General features: G+C 67.2%; 16 protein-coding genes and 1 pseudogene. 2 read left to right on the top strand and 15 right to left on the bottom strand.

Features of this window, described 5'->3' with window-relative positions; translation table 11 throughout:
* Window positions 1-146: 146 nt before the first annotated feature.
* From SB764_RS31910 to flhF, 3 genes and pseudogenes are all read right to left on the bottom strand, one after another.
* Window positions 147-878 (bottom strand): RNA polymerase sigma factor FliA, encoded by a 732-nt coding sequence (locus SB764_RS31910; RefSeq protein WP_065065662.1) that lies wholly within the window; start codon window positions 876-878, stop codon window positions 147-149.
* Between the two features lie 390 nt (window positions 879-1,268).
* Window positions 1,269-2,051, bottom strand: a pseudogene (locus tag SB764_RS31905) (MinD/ParA family protein); the annotation flags it as partial.
* On the bottom strand, window positions 2,044-4,104 hold the full coding sequence (gene flhF, locus SB764_RS31900; protein WP_110327879.1) for a flagellar biosynthesis protein FlhF: 2,061 nt from the start codon (window positions 4,102-4,104) through the stop codon (window positions 2,044-2,046). The gene flhF and the pseudogene SB764_RS31905, both read right to left, overlap by 8 nt.
* A 409-nt stretch (window positions 4,105-4,513) precedes the next feature.
* On the opposite strand from flhF, the gene SB764_RS31895 reads away from it, so the two are divergent.
* Window positions 4,514-4,756, top strand: a complete 243-nt coding sequence (locus SB764_RS31895) for a type II toxin-antitoxin system Phd/YefM family antitoxin (protein ID WP_074982803.1) — start codon at window positions 4,514-4,516, stop codon at window positions 4,754-4,756.
* A complete protein-coding gene (locus SB764_RS31890) occupies window positions 4,743-5,033 on the top strand; it encodes a type II toxin-antitoxin system RelE family toxin (protein WP_065065608.1) in 291 nt (96 codons plus the stop codon). Before SB764_RS31895 ends, SB764_RS31890 begins: the two co-directional genes overlap by 14 nt.
* Window positions 5,034-5,108: 75 nt before the next feature.
* On the opposite strand, the gene flhA is transcribed toward SB764_RS31890, so the two are convergent.
* The 12 genes from flhA to SB764_RS31830 form a co-directional block, all read right to left on the bottom strand.
* Window positions 5,109-7,208, bottom strand: coding sequence for a flagellar biosynthesis protein FlhA (flhA, locus tag SB764_RS31885; RefSeq protein ID WP_410865931.1), 2,100 nt, complete (start codon window positions 7,206-7,208; stop codon window positions 5,109-5,111).
* Entirely contained in the window at window positions 7,205-8,491 is a 1,287-nt protein-coding gene (gene flhB / locus SB764_RS31880) for a flagellar biosynthesis protein FlhB (protein WP_110327917.1), read from the bottom strand. The genes flhA and flhB overlap by 4 nt, the downstream gene beginning before the upstream one ends.
* A gap of 307 nt (window positions 8,492-8,798) precedes the next feature.
* Window positions 8,799-10,118: a DUF3443 domain-containing protein gene (locus SB764_RS31875; protein ID WP_234774504.1), complete on the bottom strand. Its 1,320-nt coding sequence runs from the start codon at window positions 10,116-10,118 to the stop codon at window positions 8,799-8,801.
* Between the two features lie 17 nt (window positions 10,119-10,135).
* Window positions 10,136-10,654, bottom strand: coding sequence for a DUF2844 domain-containing protein (locus SB764_RS31870; protein ID WP_410865930.1), 519 nt, complete (start codon window positions 10,652-10,654; stop codon window positions 10,136-10,138).
* 585 nt (window positions 10,655-11,239) lie between these two features.
* Window positions 11,240-11,950, bottom strand: a complete 711-nt coding sequence (gene cheZ, locus SB764_RS31865; RefSeq protein WP_065065605.1) for a protein phosphatase CheZ — start codon at window positions 11,948-11,950, stop codon at window positions 11,240-11,242.
* 1 nt (window position 11,951) lies between these two features.
* On the bottom strand, window positions 11,952-12,347 hold the full coding sequence (gene cheY, locus SB764_RS31860; RefSeq protein WP_065065604.1) for a chemotaxis response regulator CheY: 396 nt from the start codon (window positions 12,345-12,347) through the stop codon (window positions 11,952-11,954).
* Between the two features lie 148 nt (window positions 12,348-12,495).
* Window positions 12,496-13,614 carry a chemotaxis response regulator protein-glutamate methylesterase gene (locus SB764_RS31855; RefSeq protein WP_065065659.1) on the bottom strand — a complete coding sequence of 373 codons (1,119 nt, stop codon included), beginning with the start codon at window positions 13,612-13,614 and terminating at the stop codon, window positions 12,496-12,498.
* Between the two features lie 5 nt (window positions 13,615-13,619).
* Complete coding sequence (cheD, locus tag SB764_RS31850; RefSeq protein WP_065065603.1) at window positions 13,620-14,423, bottom strand: chemoreceptor glutamine deamidase CheD; 804 nt, start codon at window positions 14,421-14,423, stop codon at window positions 13,620-13,622.
* A complete protein-coding gene (locus tag SB764_RS31845) occupies window positions 14,420-15,442 on the bottom strand; it encodes a CheR family methyltransferase (RefSeq protein WP_124262287.1) in 1,023 nt (340 codons plus the stop codon). Before SB764_RS31845 ends, cheD begins: the two co-directional genes overlap by 4 nt.
* 281 nt (window positions 15,443-15,723) lie before the next feature.
* Window positions 15,724-17,616 (bottom strand): methyl-accepting chemotaxis protein, encoded by a 1,893-nt coding sequence (locus SB764_RS31840; protein WP_410865929.1) that lies wholly within the window; start codon window positions 17,614-17,616, stop codon window positions 15,724-15,726.
* Between the two features lie 259 nt (window positions 17,617-17,875).
* Window positions 17,876-18,415, bottom strand: coding sequence for a chemotaxis protein CheW (locus tag SB764_RS31835; protein WP_065065599.1), 540 nt, complete (start codon window positions 18,413-18,415; stop codon window positions 17,876-17,878).
* Window positions 18,416-18,490: 75 nt separating this feature from the next.
* Window positions 18,491-19,011, bottom strand: a 521-nt coding sequence (locus SB764_RS31830) for a chemotaxis protein CheW (RefSeq protein WP_410865928.1), incomplete at its 5' end; no start/stop codon positions are given.

Genomic DNA, 19,011 nt, shown 5'->3' with positions numbered 1-19,011 from the left:
CGACAAAAAAAGCCGAAGCGGATTGCTTCGGCTTTTTTGTTTTGCGCTTCGCGCGCGTCGCGAACGCCATCGGCGCAGTCGAGCGCCCATAAAAAAACCGGAGCGCTTGCGCACTCCGGCTCTTCTCGCCCCGAACCCGCCGCCGCTTAATTCTCGGTGCCGGCCCAGGACATCTCGCGCAGACGCGTACGCAGACGCGCCACCGCCTGGCTGTGCAACTGGCACACGCGCGACTCGCTCACTTCCATCACCGCGCCGATCTCGCGCAGGTTCATGCCGCGCTCGTAGTAGAGCGACATGAGCAGCTTCTCGCGCTCGGGCAGGCGTTCGATCGCTTCGACGAGCGCGCCGCGCAGGCTGTCGTCGAGCAGCGCCGAGAGCGGATCCGAATGATCGACGCAATAGCGGTCGAGGAACGGCTCGTCCTCGGCGGAACGGTCGAAGTCTTCGTAGTAGATCAGCTGGCTGCCATGCAGGTCCTGCAGCATCGACTGATACTCGTCGAGCGGCATGCTCAGATGGTCGGCGATCTCGGTTTCACTCGCCGAGCGTCCGAGCCGCTGCTCCACCTGATGCACGGCGCTCTCCACCTCGCGCGAGGTGCGGCGCAGGCTGCGCGGCAGCCAGTCGTTGCTGCGCAGCTCGTCGAGCATCGCCCCGCGGATGCGCTGGCTCGCGTAGGTCTCGAACTGCGCGCCCTGGTCTTCCTTGTAGCGGTTGGCCGCATCCATCAGACCGATCATGCCGGCCTGGATGAGGTCGTCCAGATCCACGCTCGCAGGCATTTTCGCCACGAGCTGCAGACCCAGACGCCTGACCAGCGGCGCGTATTTCGCGAGGACATCGGCCTGCGAAATTTTTCCTTGAGCGTTATACATCATGCTCTCCTGCTTCTCTTTTCCCTTGCTGCGCCTGCCGTCCGCCGCACGTCATGCGTGCTGCGGCGCGGGGCGCTGCACGGGCGGGTCCGCCCGCCATCCGGCGTGGGCCGGCGCGGGCGCGGATGGGACGCCTGTGACGGTCGAAACGAATGATTCAGTTTGTGCTGCATGTGCTGCGTGCGCCGAGACGGCGGCGGCGGCCACGCCGGCAGGCGCGGTCTCGACGATCGGCGCGCGCGGCACGTTGGCGTGGCTCGCGGCCGCGGCGTTCATCTGCCCGGCCGAAGCCGCTGCGGCCGCGCTCGCGCGCGCCGCCTTGACTTCGGCATCCGACGACGCCACCGCTTCGGCGAAATCCGCCGCATTGGACGAGCGCGCGGACAGCGCCGGGCGCATCGGCCAATGCGGCAGTTCGGCGGCCACATGGCGGAAATCCCGCGCGGCGGCCGTCGAAGGGAAGGCGTCGACGATGCAGCGCGACAGTTGCACCGCACGCGGCATGTGCGGGTCGGCGGCCACGCACCCGGCGTTCTCGAGCGAGACCGTCAGGTAGCGGCTGGCGACGCCCGCGAGGTTGTCGAACGCGGCGTGCGCGTCGGTCGCGCTCGCCACGTGGTTCGCGAGCACGCGGAACTGGCCAATCGCGTGCGCGAAATGCAGCCGTTTCATGCACGCGTAGGCGTCGGTGATCGCCTGCGCGGCGACGCGCATGACGATCAGCACGTCGTGCGCGTGCATCGCGAGCGGCGACAGTGCGCCGTCGGCGTCGAGCTGGGCGTCGATGAGGACGATGTCAGCCGGGCCGGTCAGCACCTTGTTCAGTTGCGCGCTGGTGTACTGCGAGCGATGCTCGCGCGAGACGGCCAGCACGCGAAAGCCGAGCGCGTGACGCCCAGCGGCTTCGTCGAGCCCCATCTCGCCGCGCATCACCGCCGCGAAGTTGCCCGCGCCGCGAATGCCGCCGAGCAGCGCGCTCACCGAGCGCGGCCCGAGACATTCGTCGATGACGAGCACGTCCTTGCCATGGCCGGTCAGCGCCGCCGCCAGATTGATCACGGCGGTCGTGCGTCCCGGCGCGCCGGGGCCGCCTGTCACCGCGATCACGCGCGAGCCTTCTCGCGCAAGCAGACGCCGCAGGCCTTCGGCCTGATCGATCACGAACTTATCCAAACCGGACCTCGGGTGCTTGCGCGTTCGAACGATTCGACAGCGCGGAGAGCAATGCAGGAATGTCGTCCTCGTGCGGCACGAACGGCGAGCGGTCGCGCGGCACGCAGAACGCGCTGCGAATCAGGAAGCGGCGCGTGGCCACGTACAGGTTCTCGGGCACCTTCTGGCCGGTCGAGACGTAGTGCACCGGCAGCTTGTAGCGCAGGACCGTGTCGAGCGTGCTGCCGAGGTTGGTCGCCTCGTCGAGCTTGGTGAGGATGCAGCCGGTGAGCGGCGAGTTGTCCGGACCGCTCTGGTAGGCCTGCACGACTTCGTTGAGCGTGTCGCCGTGGTTGGTCGCCGAGAGCAGCAGAAGGCGCCGCACCGGACGGCCCGCGCCGCAGAGCATGGCGATCTGGTCGGCCACGGCGCGGTCGCGCTGGCTCATGCCGATCGTGTCGATCAGCACGATGTGCTTGTTCTTGAGTTCGGTGAGCGCGAGTTGCAGATCCGCGCCGTCGCGCACCGCGTGCACGGACACACCGAGGATCTTGCCGAAGATGCGCAGTTGCTCGTGGCCGCCGATCCGGTAGCTGTCGGTCGTGAGCAGCGCAACCTTGCTCGCGCCGAAGCGCATCACGCAGCGCGCGGCGAGCTTGGCCGTGGTCGTGGTCTTGCCGACGCCCGTCGGGCCCATCAGCGCGAACACGCCGCCGCGCTCCATCAGCGCTTCTTCGTCTTCCAGCACGGGAAGATTCGATTCGAGCACCGACTGGAGCCATTCCATGCCGGCTTCCTCGGTCTCCACGTCCGGCAGGCGCTCGATCATCATCTTGACGAGCTGCGCCGAAAAACCGGCCGCGAAAAGCTGTTTGGTGAGCGCGCCCTGCACCGGGCTGCGGCGCTGGCGCTCGCCCCACAGCAGACCGGCGAACTGCTCTTCCATCATGCCGCGCATGGAGGCCAGTTCGTTCATCACCGTTTCGTTGACCACCTGCTCGATGCGCGCGCGAATCGCTTCGCTGACGGTCGCCGCCGTGGCGGACGACTTCGCGCCGTCTTCGTCGGGCGCGGGACCGGCGGCGTCGGCGCTCTGGCCGATGCTGCGGGCCGCGCGGCGAGCCGCGACGTGGGCGGCCTTGAGCGCCCAGTCGGGCTGCGTGGCGTCGACGTCGGCGGGATGCACGGGATCGGCGGTCGTGCCGAAGCCGCGCGCCATCGCGGCGGCGGGCGTGAGGCCCGGCGTGCGCGTGTCCTGGCCGTTCTGCTGGCTGGCGATGCGACGCGCGTGGTCGATCAGCCAGGGATTCGTTTCGGCCATCGTGCGCGGCGCGCCCGACTCCTGGAACGACTGCGGGAACGACTGCGACACCGCCTGTTCGAGCAGCGACGCGGCGTCGCGCGCCGACGTCTGGCTCGCAGCGGGCGCGGCCTTCAGCGTGCCGAAGGGCTGCGTGGCCTGCTGCGACTGCATGGCTTGCGCGGTCGGCGGCATCGTCGATTGCTGGGCGTGCTGGCCGGCGGCCGCACGCGACGCGGCGAACGGCTGCGCCGGGACTTCGGGCGCGTCGTTCGGAGCGGTCCTGGCTTGGATCGATTGCGCGAGCGAGACGCCTGCGTCGTCGCCGTTATCGGCGTCGGCGTGCTCGTCGGCGGCGGCTGCGGCAGCGGGGTCCGCGCCGACTTCCGGGCTCGCGCCGAACACCGACGAGAACACGTCCGGCACGCCGCTCGCGTAGGGATTGCCCGACACAGGCGTCGACGACGCAGCCGCAGGCAGCGCGAGACGCGCCGGCTTCTGCGCGAGCGCGCCGCCGTTCTGCGACGGCGCACCGCCTTGCGACGACGAACCACCAAAGGGCAAACCGCCGAACGCCGCACCGAGGGCCGCTGCACCCGCCGCACCTTCCGCAGGCGCGATCGCCGCGAGGTCGCTGTCGGCGAGCGCGACGATCTCGACGCTGCCGTCGTCGAGCGTGCGGTTCGACAGCACGACGGCGTCCGCACCCAGCGCCTCGCGCACGAGGCGCAAAGCGTCGCGGCTATTGCCACCGATGAATTTGCGAATGTTCAAGCTATGCCCCTGATTGAGGTGAGCGGCCTGGCGCCGCCGGTCGATTGCACTGGATCACTGCGAGCCGCGCGTCGCGCATGCCCTTCTCCGATGTTGGAATTATTTCGAAGGTGAGCCTTCTACGATCGGTGGATCAGGACGGGGAAATGTGGGCAATTCGGGGGATGGGCCGCGGGCGCGGCGCACGGCGGGGTGCGCGGTGCATCGGACGACGGCGGTCGAGGGGGCGAGCGCGGCGTCGAGCGCGCGCCGAACGTGGCGAGAAGCTTGCCGACTCGCAGCGGGGGCGTCGCCGCACGGATGGATCGACCAAATAAGCGACTAACCATTTGACCTATAATCTGGTCGATTGATCGGCGTCACTAGGCGCCGGGAGCATTTTATTCGCCGCGCTTCAGGAGTCCGTACGATGGAAAGCATTCTGGCAAGAGCCTCGATAGGTATCAGCGAACTGAAGATGAATCCCATGGCTGCAATCGAGAAAGCCGACGGCCCCGTCGCCATCCTCAACCGCAACAAGCCGGTGGCCTACCTGATCCCCGCGAGCGAGTGGGAAGCCATCTGCGACCGGCTCGAAGACATCGAGCTGGCCGAACTCGTCCGCTCACGCAGCGGCGACGAAATCGTGAGCGTCAAGCTTGACGATCTATGACCTGAAGTTCTTCAAGTCCGCGCTCAAGGAATGGCAGCATCTCGACGCCACCGTGCGCGAGCAGTTCCGCAAGAAACTGGCGGAGCGTCTGCGCGCGCCGCACGTTGAATCGGCGCGTCTCGCCGGGCTGCCGGATTGCTACAAGATCAAGCTCGTGGCCTCGGGCTACCGGCTCGTGTATCGCGTGATAGAGGGCGAACTCGTCGTGCTCGTGATTGCCGTCGGCAGGCGTGAAGCGCGCGAGGCGTACCGCAAGGCGCATACGCGTCTGCGCTGAACCGCAGCCATGACGCAAAAAAGCCCGCCAGAAACCTCCCGGCGGGCTTTCCAGAAATTCACTGCAAACTCACCCTCAGTTCGCCCCCACCACGTTCACCACGCGCACGTTGCGCGTATCGGGCACCTCGGCATACGAGAGCACCTTGAGCTGCGGCAAGCTGCGGCGCAGGAAGCGCGAGAGCATCGGACGCAGCGCATGCTGCACCAGCAGCACCGGCGACAAGCCCATCGCCTGCTGACGCTGCATCGCCGCTTCGGTCTGCGTAAGCAGCGTGTGCGCGAGGCCCGGCTCCAGGCCCGGATTCGGGCCCGAGGTCAGCGTCTGCGAGAGCACGCGCTCCAGATTCGCATCGAGCCCCATCACCTGCATGTCGCCGCTGCCCGGGAACCACTGCTGTGTGATCGCGCGGCCCAGCGAGATGCGCACCGCCGCCGTGAGATCGTGCGCGTCGGTCAAGCGCGGCGTGTGCTCGGAAAGCGATTCCATGATCGTGCGCATGTCGCGGATCGGCACGCCTTCTTCCAGCAGATTCTGCAGCACTTTCTGCAGCGTCGTGATCGACAGCACCTTCGGCACGAGGTCGTCCACGAGCGACGGCGTGTCTTTCTGCACGCGTTCGAGCAGCGACTGCACTTCGCGGCGGCCGAGCAGTTCGGCGGCATGCGTCACCACGAGGTGGTTCAGGTGAGTCGCCACCACGGTGCTCGAATCGACCACCGTGTAGCCGAACACCTGCGCCTGTTCGCGCATGTTCGAATCGATCCAGATGGCGGGCAGCCCGAACGCCGGATCGGTGGTCGGCATGCCCGGCAGCACCGCGCTCACCTGACCCGGATTGATCGCGAGCCACTGGCCCGGGAACGCCTCACCGGTGCCCACTTCCACGCCCTTGAGCGCGATGCGGTAAGCGTTCGGACGCAGTTCCAGGTTGTCGCGAATATGAATGACCGGCGGCAGGAAACCGATTTCCTGCGCGAACTTCTTGCGGATGCTCTTGATGCGCTTGAGCAGTTCGCCGTCGGTGTTCTTGTCGACGAGCGGAATGATGCGATAGCCCACTTCGAGACCGAGCGTATCGATGAGCGTGACGTCGTCCCAGCTCGCCTCGGTGTTCTCGACCGGCGCGACGGCGGCCGGCGCGATATCCGCGAGCACGCTGCTCGCCTTCTTCGCCTCGGCGGCCTTCTTCATCACGCGGCCAAGCTGGATCGCGCCGCCGCCCAGCAGCAAGAACGCGAAGTGCGGCATGCCCGGAATCAGGCCCATCATCAGGATGATCGAACCCGTGATCAACAGCACGCGCGGATTCGTGAAGAGCTGGCCGGTCAGCTGCGTGCCGATGTCTTCATTGGTCGCCACGCGCGAGACGATCACGCCGGCGGCCGTCGAGATCACGAGCGACGGGATCTGCGCGACGAGACCGTCACCGATCGTCAGCAGCGTGTAGGTCTCGCCCGCCGCCGCGAACGGCATGCCGTGCTGCACCACGCCGACGATCAGGCCGCCGATGATGTTGATCGCCATGATCAGCAGACCGGCGATCGCATCGCCGCGCACGAACTTGCTCGCACCGTCCATCGAGCCGTAGAACTCGGCTTCCTGGGCGATTTCCGTACGGCGCTTGCGGGCGGCTTCTTCGTTGATGAGACCGGCGTTCAGATCGGCGTCGATCGCCATCTGCTTGCCGGGCATCGCGTCGAGCGTGAAGCGCGCCGACACTTCCGCGATACGGCCCGCGCCCTTCGTGATCACCATGAAGTTGATCACCATCAGGATCACGAACACCACGATACCCACGGCGAAGTTGCCGCCGACGAGGAAGTGGCCGAACGACTCGATCACCTGACCGGCCGCGCCGGGGCCGGTGTGGCCTTCGAGCAGCACGACGCGCGTGGACGCCACGTTCAGCGACAGGCGCAGCAGCGTGGAGAACAGCAGCACGCTCGGGAACGCCGCGAAATCGAGCGGCTTCATGGTGTACATGCTGACGAGCAGCACCATCACCGAAAGCGCGATATTGAAGGTGAACAGCAGATCCAGCAGGAACGGCGGCAACGGCAGGATCATCATGCCGAGGATCATGCAGATCAGGATCGGCCCTGCCAGCGCGCGCAGATTCGTGCTTTGCAGCACCTCCGGGCGCCGCGACAGGAAACCGGTGCGGGCGTTCATTCTGTTGCTCCTTCATTGCCGCCGCGCGCGGTGTCGGCGCGGCCTGCGGGGTTCGATGCGGTGGTGTTGGCGTTGCGCGCGGCGTCGGCGGCTGCGCGATCCTCGGGCGAGAGCGCGTCGTCGGCCTCTTCGGCGGCGTCGTCGTCGCTCACGGCGCCCTTGTCGAGGTCGGCCGGCACGTCGAGATCGGTCGGCGCCATCGGCACGTCGCCGCCGTGTTCGCGGAAGCGTTTGAGCTGATAGACCCACGCGAGCACCTGCGCGACCGCGCCGTAGAGCGGGCCGGGAATCTCGCGGTTCAGATCGACGTTGTAATAGAGCGCGCGCGCCAGCGGCGGCGCTTCGAGCAGCGGCACGTTGTGCTCGGTGGCCAGGTCGCGGATGCGCGCGGCCACGAGGTTCACGCCCTTGGCGACGACCTTCGGGGCGCGCATTTCGCCGTCGGTGTACTGGATCGCGACCGCGAAGTGCGTCGGGTTGGTCACCACCACGTCGGCCTTCGGAATCTGCGCCATCATGCGGCGGCGCGCCATCGCGCGCTGCTGCTGGCGAATGCGGCCCTTCACGTGCGGATCGCCTTCGTTCTCGCGATGCTCGCGCTTCACTTCTTCCTTCGTCATGCGCAGCTTGCGGTGATACGACCAGAGCTGATACGGCACGTCGAGGGCGGCCACCACGAACATACCCGCGACGGTCGTGCCGCAGCACACGGCGATCAGGTGAAACGCATCGGCGAACGCGCGCGGCGCGGGCTGCATCGCGAGACCGAGAATCTCGTCGCGGCGATTCCAGACGGCCGAGCCGCCGATCGCGCCGACCATGATCGTCTTCACCATCGACATGCCGAGCTGGATCGGACCGTTGATCGAGAAGATGCGGCCGAGACCCGAAATCGGGTTCAGCCGGTCGAACTTCAATTCGAGCGACTTGGTGGAAAAGAGCCAGCCGCCGAGCGCCATCGGCGCGAGCAGCGCGGCCGCGCCCGTGAGCGCGAGCACCGGGAACAGCGCCATCAAGCCCTCGCGCGAGGCCACGCCGGCGCCCGTGAGCATGCGTTTGGTCTCGAAAGCGCTGTCGTGGTTGAACGTCAGCGCGCCGCGCAGCATCGCCTGCAAATGCTCGCCGATCGTGCCCGACAGCAGCCAGATGCCGAAGAATCCCGCCGACAGCAGCGCGAACGTGGAAAGCTCCCGCGAACGCGCAACCTGCCCCTCCTCACGCGCCTTTTCGAGGCGCTTGGGAGTGGCTGATTCGGTTTTTTCGAGGTCGCTGTCCTCTGCCACGGATGCTCCGGTCGGCGCCGCGCGCGGTCCGCCACCCCAACGGTGACGGCGCACAGCCTTTTTCAGTGAGAGCGATTATTGCCGCGCGGAGCAAGCGGCGATTGGCGGAGTAAGGCGGTGAAACCGGGGTATTTCGCCGGATGGGCGGCCGGAACCGGCGCGGGAAGGCGCGCGGGCGGGTTTAGCGCGGGTTTGACGCGGGCGTGGTGGGTCGTCGCAATAATGAGGGGATGAACGGAATCGCCTCACGCCGCGTGGGGGCGGCGCGAGGCATTCGGGCGTTCGGGCGTTCAGGCATTCAGGGCGCTCAGAACGCGAAGTAAGGCGTCTGCGTGCCGCCGGTGGCGGTCTGGTCGTATCCGTAATAGACGTAGCGGCCGTAGAAGAACGGCAGACCGAGGTCGAGGTTCGCGTTCGAGCCGAACTCGCCCGCGAGATCGTTCGCGACGAAATTGCTGCCGCTGCCGAGCAGGACCTGGGCGCTCACCACGTTGAAGTTCACGGTCGCCGACTTGTTGTTGAGATCGGTCAGCGTCGCCGAGAGCGCGAGCGGCGTGGACGGGCAATAGAAGGTGCCGAGATTGCCGCCGCACTGCGCGATCGAGCTGTCGTTGAAGAACAGGCCGTTCGAACCCGAATCGAGGAACGCCGCGAGCGAGCGCCCCTTGTAGTTGCCGACGACATCGCCCCACTGGTCGGTCGCGAAGCTCTGGCTGGCGCTCATCGTGTTGTTCGACTGCGTGCCGATGCCGAACACCAGAGTGCCGGTCGCGCTGGCCTGGCCCGTCTGCGACACGGGGGCCATCTGCAGGATCACGCCGTTGTTGTCGGTCGCGAAGTGCGCGACGGGATTGGCGACCTGCGCGCTGGTCGCGACCGCGACGGTACTGCAATTGGTGCCGCCCGGGCAACTGTAGTAGCTGCTGCTGTTGCTGATGTTGGTCGCGCAGCGCGAGCCGCAGTCCCACGGCGCCACGCCGATGCCGATCAGCCCGTTCGCGCCCAGATCCTGCGTCGAGTTCTGCGAACTGCCGTAGCTCGCGCAGGCTTGCGGCACGCTGCTCGTGCTGAGGTCGCCGATCACCTGGATCGCAATGTTGCTGGCTTTTTCGCCGCCGATCGTCACGTCGGCGTTGCGCACCGTGCCCCACGTGTAGCCGTCGGCGAACGCCGTGCACTCGGCGAGCGTGCCGCCCGAGGACGCGGTCGTGAGCGGCAGCGCGCTCGTCATCGTGTTGTTGAGCGCGGAAGCGGCGATGCGCAGCCCGTACGACGCCGTATCGACCTGAACGTTGTTGATGGTCTGGCAGGTGCTCGTGCCGGCCGCGCACACCGTCACGCTGATGGTGGGAATGTTCGGCATGTTGCCGGTGATGCCGGCATTGACCGTGACGCCCACGGTATTGGCGGCGCCGACGGCGATGGGCTGCTGCGTGGGGCCGGCGGGCAGTTGCGAGGTGTTGCCGGCGCTGTTGCTGCTTGAGTTGCTGTCCGATCCGCCGCCGCCGCCGCAGGCCGCGAGGCCCGCCGCGAGCGCGAAACACGCGGCCAGCAACGCGCCGCGGACGATGACGGGACTTTCGCGCAGGGCGCGTCCGACTGCCTTGGAGATGCCGATGGTGTACACGCGTCGTCTCCCGTTCGTCATTGAATGTCGGAGGCGCTGACGCCCGACGGCAGCGCCTGCGGCAGCCACGCCTCGCCCGAGAACGCGCCCATGTGGCCGCCCGAATGGACCACGAGCGCGCTGCTGTCGACCGCGCCCGGCCCGCGCAGGCCCGCCGCGCGATTGGCCTTCACGCCGGCGACATATTGCGGAAAGTAGCTGCCGAGCAGCGAGGCGAGGTCGGGCGGCTGCGGCCCGTTCCACGCGACGCCGAACACCGTGCCCGCCGACGAAAGATACTCGCGCACGACGGTGCCGTTGGCGAGCGTGGTTTCGCGCACCGTGTAGGCCGACGTACCGGAAGTCGTCGAGGTGGTGGACGCCGCCGCGGCGCTCGCCAGCACAGCCTGCCGCTTCACGGCGGACACGGCCGTATTCGCGGCGCTGGGCGCGCCGACGGTCGCGCCGGCCGGCGTGGCCATGGGCGCGCCGCCGAGCGCGGCGCTGGCCGGCTGGGCAACAAACAGCACACCCGCCGCGCAGACGAGCGCTGCCATTGCGTGTTGCAGTGCGCCAAAAACCGTTAATGCGGAATGGGAATGCGAAGCGGAAGCCGAATTCGCGGTCGGCTTGAACCCGGGCTTGAACCCGGACTTAAGCCCGCGTTGAAAAACCGAAGAACAAACAGACAGACGCGAGCCGGACGAACCGGCACGGCGGGTCGCGGCGGATGCGACGGACGAGGCTTGCGGATACAAGGCGGCCCTCCCTTTCTCTCGGTGGCACGCTCCCGCCTGTGGCGCGACGTCCCGGCCGAAAAGTCGAGCAGTCGAACCGGGGCGACGGCAAAACGGGAAGCGGCTGGCTGCGCTGTCTGACTCCACCGCGACACGCGCCGCGGCGGGACAACAGCGTTCGTTGTCTAGTATGCCTGTCGAAGATTACACACGACAGATGGCTGTTTGGCCAGACGCAGCCATGTTGCGGCGCAGCGCGCCGACATGGTCTCGTGCATGGCGGCGGGCGTTCCCCACCTCACCGCCGCGTCCGGCTGCCTGTGTATTCCGTTCTGTTGCGCCAGCCCTGCTTTCCCGCTTGTTCCGATTTGTTCAGCCTGTACTGCCTGTCCTTCCTGCCCCGGCTTAGAAACCGAGGCTTGCGAGCAGATCGTCGACCTGCGCCTGGTCCTGCACGACGTCGGTCTTGCCTTCCGGATTGATCTGCGGGCCGTTGAGCAGGCCTTCCGGGCTGCCCGTGCTGCTAGCCTGCGCCTCCGCCAGCAGCGCGGCCGTGGCCGCGAACTGCTCGCGCCGCTCGGGCGCGATGTTCTCGACCAGCACCGTCAGCAGTTGCTGCTCGATCACATAGACCACGTCCATGATCTTCTTGATCACCTGGCCGGTCAGATCCTGGAAATCCTGCGCGAGCATGATTTCGAGCAGTTGCTGATTCGTCGCCGTGGTGACTTGCGGCACGCCGTCGAGGAACTGGCGCGTGTCGTCCATCAGCGAGCGGACTTCCTCGCGGCCGATCGGCGCGTCGTACCAGGTCGCCCAGCGCGACGACAGCACCTTGGCGTCGGCTTCGACCTGTTCCTGCATCGGTTTGGCGACCTCGATGGCCGACAACACGCGCTCGGCGGCCTGCTCCGTCATGTTGGCGACGTAGCGCAGCCGGTCCCGCGCGTCGGGCACCGCTTCGGCGGCGCGCTCCACGTGCTTGTCGAGACCGAGCTCGCGCATCGAATCGCGCAACGTGCGCGTCAGCTGGCCGATGCGCGCGAGGATGCGGTCCGTCGCGAGATCGCCCGACTCCGCAGCGCCGTCGTGCGCCGCATCAATGGGCTCGTTCACGTCAGCTCCCGGTCTTCGCCATCTTTTCGAGAATCTTGTTGAGCTTCTCGTCGAGCGTCGCAGCCGTGAACGGCTTGACGACGTAGCCGCTCGCGCCAGCCTGGGCCGCGGCGATGATGTTTTCCTTCTTCGACTCGGCCGTCACCATCAGCACCGGCAGGTGCGACAGCGAAGCGTCGGCGCGGATTTCCTTGAGCATCGCGAGGCCGTCGAGGTTCGGCATGTTCCAGTCGGAAATCACGAACTCGTAGTTGCCGCCGCGCAGGCGCGCGAGGCCCGCTGCGCCGTCTTCGGCTTCGTCGACGTTCGCATAGCCCAGCTCCTTGAGCAGGTTGCGGACGATCCGGCGCATCGTCGGAAAGTCGTCCACCACCAGAATCTTCATTCCCTTGTCCATCTCGGTTCCATTCCTCCAGGCTAAAACCTGGGCAATTATCCAGACAAGCGCGACGCCTATCCAGATAAATTAATCGTGATCGATCGTGTAAGCCTTATAAAGCCACACGATCTCTCGTAAAAGTACGCGCCCGGTGCGGGCGGGCATATTACACGCGCTGGACGCGATCGCCCATCGAAGCGAGACGCGTCATCACGCGGCGGCTCATGTCGGCGAGCGAAGCGACCTCGTCGGCGGCCCCGAGTGCGATGGCTTCGCGCGGCATGCCGAACACGATGCAGCTCGCCTCGTCCTGCGCGAGCGTGAACGCGCCGGCCTTGCGCATTTCCAGCAGACCGGCCGCGCCGTCGCGGCCCATGCCGGTCAGAATCACGCCGATCGCGTTCTTGCCCGCGTGCTGCGCGGCCGAGCGGAACAGCACGTCCACCGACGGACGATGCCGGTTCACCGGCGGGTCGTCGGACAGATGCGCGATGTAGTTCGCACCGCTACGCGCGAGCAGCAGATGCGCGTGACCCGGCGCGATGTAGGCGTGGCCGGGCAGCACGCGTTCGCCGTGCTCCGCTTCCTTCACGGTGATGCGGCACAGCCCGTTCAGGCGCTGCGCGAACGACTTCGTGAAACCGGGCGGCATGTGCTGTGCGATCAGCACCGCGGGCGCGTCGGGCGGCAGCGGTTGCAGCACTTCGCGGATCGCCTCGGTACCGCCCGTCGACGCGCCGACGATGATCAGCTTTTCGGTCGACACGAGCGGATTGTTGATCATCGGCGCGGCGGCGGCCGGGGCGTGCGCGGCGCCATGCGCGGCGACCGGATGACCGGCGGCCGGCGCGGCGTGGGCACGCGCGGGCGCGGCCGGACGCACGCGGGCGCGGGCGGCGGCGCGCACCTTGTCGGCGAGCTTTTCGGCGTAGTCGAGCATGCCGTCGCGGATACCGACCTTCGGCTTGGTCACGAAATCGACCGCGCCCAGTTCCAGCGCGCGCAGCGTGATTTCATTGCCGCGCTCGGTCAGCGACGAGACCATCACGACCGGCATCGGGCGCAGGCGCATGAGCTTCTCGAGGAAGTCGAGACCGTCCATGCGCGGCATTTCCACGTCGAGCGTGAGCACGTCGGGGTTGTGCTGCTTGATCAGCTCGCGCGCCACGAGCGGGTCGGGCGCGGTCGCGACGACGGTCATATCCGGCTGACTGTTGATGATCTCCGTCATCAGGCTGCGGATCAGCGCCGAATCGTCGACGCAGAGAACCTTGATTTTTTGCACAGCGTTCACGCCTCCTCTACTGTCCGGGCGTTGTCATGACCGGGAAGCCGCGTGGCCGGGGTCGAGCCCGCGCCGAACAGCTCGACGCGCGGCCGCGCCGGCTGCGGCGTGGATGTTGAAAAGTGGTTGCCGGCAGCGCCGCCCGCCGCGCCAGGCGCGCCCGGGCGCGCCGCGCCATTGAGTCCGAACAGCTCGACGCGGGCGCGCGCGCGTGCAAGACGCTCGGCGCGCGCTTCGGCCGTCTGCTGGGCGAGCGCCTGTTCGCGCTCGGCCACGCCCGTGTCCTGCGACAGACGCAGCTTCTTGACCATCACCTGGCCCGTGCGCGGCAAAAACGCGACCTTGCGCGGATGCGAGCCCTGCAGATCCTCGGCGACGATGCGGATGCTTTCCGTCGCCAGATAACGGCGCACGAACGCGGCGTTGCGGTCGCCGATATTCATCGTCGTCATGCCCGCCAGCACGGCCGCGCCGCCGAACACCTTGGCTTCGAAGCGCTCGCGGCGGCCGCCTGCCTTGATCAGTTCGTTGATCAGCACTTCCATCGCGTAGGCGCCGTAGCGCATCGCGTCGGAGCCCACGGGCGCGGTGCCCGCGTCGGCGCCGTCGTCGGGGAGCATGAAGTGATTCATGCCGCCGATGCCCGCGGTGCGGTCCTGGATGCAGGCCGCCACGCACGAACCGAGCACGGTGACGAGCACCATGTCTTCGTTCGTGGTGAAGAATTCGTTCGGCAGCAGCTTCACGCCGGGGCGCTGGAAGTGCGCGTCGAAGTAGCGATTGGTCGCGATCGGCAGGCGTGTGCTCATACGCTCGCTCCTGCTTCGGACTTCGCGGGCGCTTTCGCGCTGCCGGTCGCGCTGCTTGCCGTGCTACCCGTCGCGCTTGCGGCGGACGTCGCCGCGCCGCGTCCACGCGTGAGTTCGTAGACGGTCTGGCCGCGCAGGCGGAAGGCCTGCGTCACGTAGGTGAAGTTCTCCGAATGCCCCGCGAACAGCAGGCCGTCCGGCTTCATCAGCGGCTCGAAGCGCGTGAGCACCTGCGCCTGGGTCGGCTTGTCGAAGTAGATCATCACGTTGCGGCAGAAGATCGCGTCGAAGTTCTGGCGCAGGCCGTAGTCCGCGTCGGTGAGATTGAGCTGCTCGAACTTGATCATCTGACGCAGTTCCGGGCGCACCTTCACGAGGCCCGCATGCGAGCCCGTGCCCTTCAGGAAGAAGCGCTTCAGACGTTCGGGCGTGAGGTGCTTGACCTGGTCGTAGGCGTAGACGCCCGCGTCCGCTTTCGCGAGCACCTGGGTGTCCAGATCGGTGGCCAGCACGCGCGCCTCGCGGGCGGCGCGGTCGCCGAGCGCCTCGATCAGCGTCATCGCGATCGAGTACGGTTCCTCGCCCGTCGATGCCGCCGAGCACCACACCGAAACCGGCTGCGGGCGGCGCTTCACGAAATCCGCGAGGATCGGGAAGTGATGCGCCTCGCGGAAGAACGCCGTGAGGTTGGTCGTGAGCGCGTTGGTGAACGCTTCCCACTCGCTCGCGTCGTTGCGCTTTTCGAGTTCGTCGAGATACTCGCGGAAGCTGTCGAGACCGAGCGCGCGCAGACGCCGCGCGAGTCGGCTGTAGGCCATGTCGCGCTTGTGGTCCGAGAGCGAAATGCCCGCGCGGCGATGGATCAACGAGCGGATGCGCTCGAAGTCCGCCGTCGTGAAGTCGAAGTCGCGCGCGGCGCCTTCGCCCGATGCGCCGGACGCGAGACGCGTTGCGTCGCCACGCTCGCCGCGATCGGCCTGGGTAGTGCTTCCGGTGCGGGAAAACCGCAGCGACTTCATGATCTTGCCCCTACGCGCGCTGCGCGCATTGCCGCGAGTGTCTGCGCACTTCCGAGCGCCTGCAATGCGTGCGCAAGCGCGGCGCGCGGCGCGGGCGCTGCCTTGCGGGCAGCGGCGCGGGGCGATTCTTGCCGTGATGATGCGCTCAGTTGCATTGCCGTTCTCGTCTGCGTGTGTCTACTTCTTGGTTGTTGCGTGGATGATTGCCGTGATGCGTTTTTGCTGCGTTTTTGCTGCTCTGCTGCTTTAACCGTTGCCTCTGCCGCCGACCCTGCTCACGCTCAGAACGTTTCCCAGTCGGAATCGTCCTTCGCGGAAGCCGCCACCCTGACCAGCGCCGCCTGCGGCTCGGCGCGTACCGCCGCCTTCGCGGCCGGTGCCGCCTTCGCACCCGTCGCCGTGGCAGCGGCTGCGGCTGCGGGTTTGGCGGCGGCGGACGCCGTCGGCGTCACCCGCTTCGCGGGCGCCGCTGCAAACTGCGCATCCGTCTTTGCAGCAACGGCAGGCGCGGCGGAAACTGAAGGCTTTGTTACGTTATGTGCGCGCGAGACGCCGTTCGACGCGCCGCGATCGGCACGATCCGCACGATCGCCACGATCGCCACGATCGCCACGATCGGCCCCGTTCGTGCGCCACGTGCCCAGCACGCCTTGCAGATTGCGCGTCTGCTCTTCGAGCGAAGCTGCCGCCGCCGCCGCTTGCTCGACCAGCGCCGCGTTCTGCTGCGTGACCGTATCCATCTGCGTGACGGCGCGATTGACCTGCTCGATGCCGCTCGACTGCTCCTCGGACGCCGCGCTGATCTCACCCATGATGTCGGTCACGCGACGCACGGCCTGAAGGATGTCGTCCATCGTCGTGCCCGCGCGGCCCACCAGTTGCGAGCCGCTCTGCACCTTCTGGGCGGAATCGTTGATGAGTTCCTTGATTTCCTTGGCCGCGCCCGCGCTGCGCTGCGCGAGCGTGCGCACTTCGCCGGCCACGACCGCGAAACCGCGGCCCTGCTCGCCCGCGCGCGCCGCTTCCACGGCCGCGTTGAGCGCCAGAATATTGGTCTGGAACGCAATGCCCTCGATCACGCTGATGATGTCGACGACCTTCGCCGAACTCGCGGCGATGTCCTGCATCGTGTGCACCACTTCGCCGACCACCTCGCCGCCGCGCGTCGCGATATCGGACGCGTTCACGGCCAGCTGGCTCGCCTGGCGCGCGTTCTCGGCGTTCTGGCGCACGGTGCCGGTGAGCTGCTCCATACTCGACGCCGTCTCCTGCAGCGATGCGGCCTGCTGCTCGGTGCGCTGCGAGAGATCGGTGTTGCCCATCGCGATTTCGCGCGCGCCCACGTCGATCGAACCCGCGCCGTTATGCACGGCAGAGACGAGCGAAACGAGGCTGTCCTGCATGCGCTTGACGCCCGCGAACAGACGGCCGATCTCGTTGTTGCTGTAGACCTCGATGCGTTCGGTGAGATCGCCCTGCGCGATGCGCTCGAAGCTCTTCACCGCGTCTTCGAGCGGCTGCACGATCAGGCCGCGCATCGCGAAGCGGATCGCCACCACGAGCACCAGCGCGACCAGAATCACCGCGCCGATCAGCGTGCGCATCAGCGAAATCTGCGAGCGCGCGCTTTCTTCGCGCGCCTGGGCGCCGTCCTGCAACTGCTGCGCGATCGGCGCCGCCGAGTTGTCGTAATCGACGAACATCGGGCTGATCTTCGTGTCGGCGATCGCGTGATACGCCGCCAGATCGTTGGCCCGCAGCGCCGTGAATTCGGGCTGCACGCCGTCGCTGAGGAGCGACGCGCGTTTGGTGTTGAGCGTGTCGAGCGTGGCGGCGTCGATGCCGGCCTTCGGCGCGGACTGGAAGACCTTCCAGGCGTCGTTCGACTTGCCGAGCAGCACGTCGGCGCGGTCGATGACCTTCTTCGCCTCGTCGTTCTGCCCCGCCGCGTAGAGCGAATTCGCGCGGTCGAGCGACACGCGCGAGCGCAGCAGATACGACGACGCGTCGTTGAGCGAATGCATCGCGACGAGATCGCCGCGCGCAATCGTCGCGAGCGAATCGCCCGCGTTGCCGAGTGCGACGAGTCCGAGCGCGCCGACCAGCACGGTCAGCGCCAGGAGAATGACCCCGACGCCCGTGAGCGTCGTGCGGATCGACCATCTGTGCAACATCGTTTGCTCCTGTCCTGTGCGACGTTGGCGGGCCGTTTCGCCGCGGTGGCGCGGGCGCGCCGGAGGTCATGGCGGTGCGCCGCTCTGACCGGTCTGATGCCGGCGGCTTTCCGCTCTTCCTCTAACGCGGGCCTTGCGGCCTCACCCCCGAAGCTACCTCGCCTTGTTGCCCTGTCGTACCTGTCCGTGCCTGTATCAACCGTGCCCGCTTGCGACTGCCTGCGACTGCCTGCGACTGCCTGCGATCGCTCGCGACCGCTTAAGCGCTGAGCGCCTCGATGAGTTCCATCTCGCGGCTCGTCATGAGCTTCTCGATGTCCATCAGGATCAGCATGCGGCCGTCCACGGTGCCGAGACCCGTGAGGTACTCGGTCGTCAGCGTCGCGCCGAACTCCGGCGCGGGCATGATCTGGTCGGCCTGCAGCGTGAGCACGTCGGACACGCCGTCCACCACCATGCCCACCACGCGATGCGCGACGTTCAGGATGATCACGACGGTCTGGTGGTCGTACTCGACACGGCCCAGGTGAAACTTGATGCGCATGTCCACGATCGGCACGATGATGCCGCGCAGATTGATCACGCCCTTGATGAAATCGGGCGCGTTGGCGATGCGCGTGACGCTCTCGTAGCCGCGGATTTCCTGGACCTTGAGAATGTCGATGCCGTACTCTTCCGCGCCCAGCGTGAAGACGAGGAACTCCTGACCGCCTGCGTCGGCCTGTTGCGCGTCGCGGCGGTGCGCGCCAGCGACTGCGCCCTGCGCGCCGCCGCCCTGGATGGATTGGACTTCTGCCACGTTAGCCCCTGAACGGTTGGGAAATGGTTGGTTGATGCGTTGTGTTTCGATCAGCTATCAATCGCACGCACGCTCTCAGGCGAATTCCTGGAACGAACCCGCGTTGGCGCCGCCCTTCATGCCCGCGCCCACGCCGTGCGACGCACGCGTTTCGCGGTTCAGCGCGGCCACGTCGACAATCAGCGCGACGCTGCCGTCGCCCAGAATGGTCGCCGCCGAAATGCCGTGCACCTTGCGGTAGTTCGTTTCGAGGTTCTTCACCACGACCTGCTGCTGGCCGACGAGTTCGTCGATCAGCATCGCGAAGCGGCGGCCTTCCGTCTCCATGATGGTGACGATGCCCTGCGTCGGATCCGTGCGCGCGCCATCGACGTTGAAGCACTGGTGCAGCGCGACGAGCGGCAGATATTCGCCGCGCACGCGCACCACGCGGTCGCCGTTGGTGACGGTGTAGATGTCTTCGTGGCGCGGTTGCAGCGACTCCATCACGAAGTTCAGCGGCAGGATGAAGATCTCGTTGCCGACCTTCACGGACATGCCGTCGAGAATCGCCAGCGTGAGCGGCAGGACGATGCGCGTCGTGCTGCCCTTGCCCG

The organism is Paraburkholderia sp. SIMBA_027, assembly GCF_046535315.1.
Classification (GTDB): domain Bacteria; phylum Pseudomonadota; class Gammaproteobacteria; order Burkholderiales; family Burkholderiaceae; genus Paraburkholderia; species Paraburkholderia tropica.
This window is presented reverse-complemented; position numbering and strand designations above follow the sequence as displayed.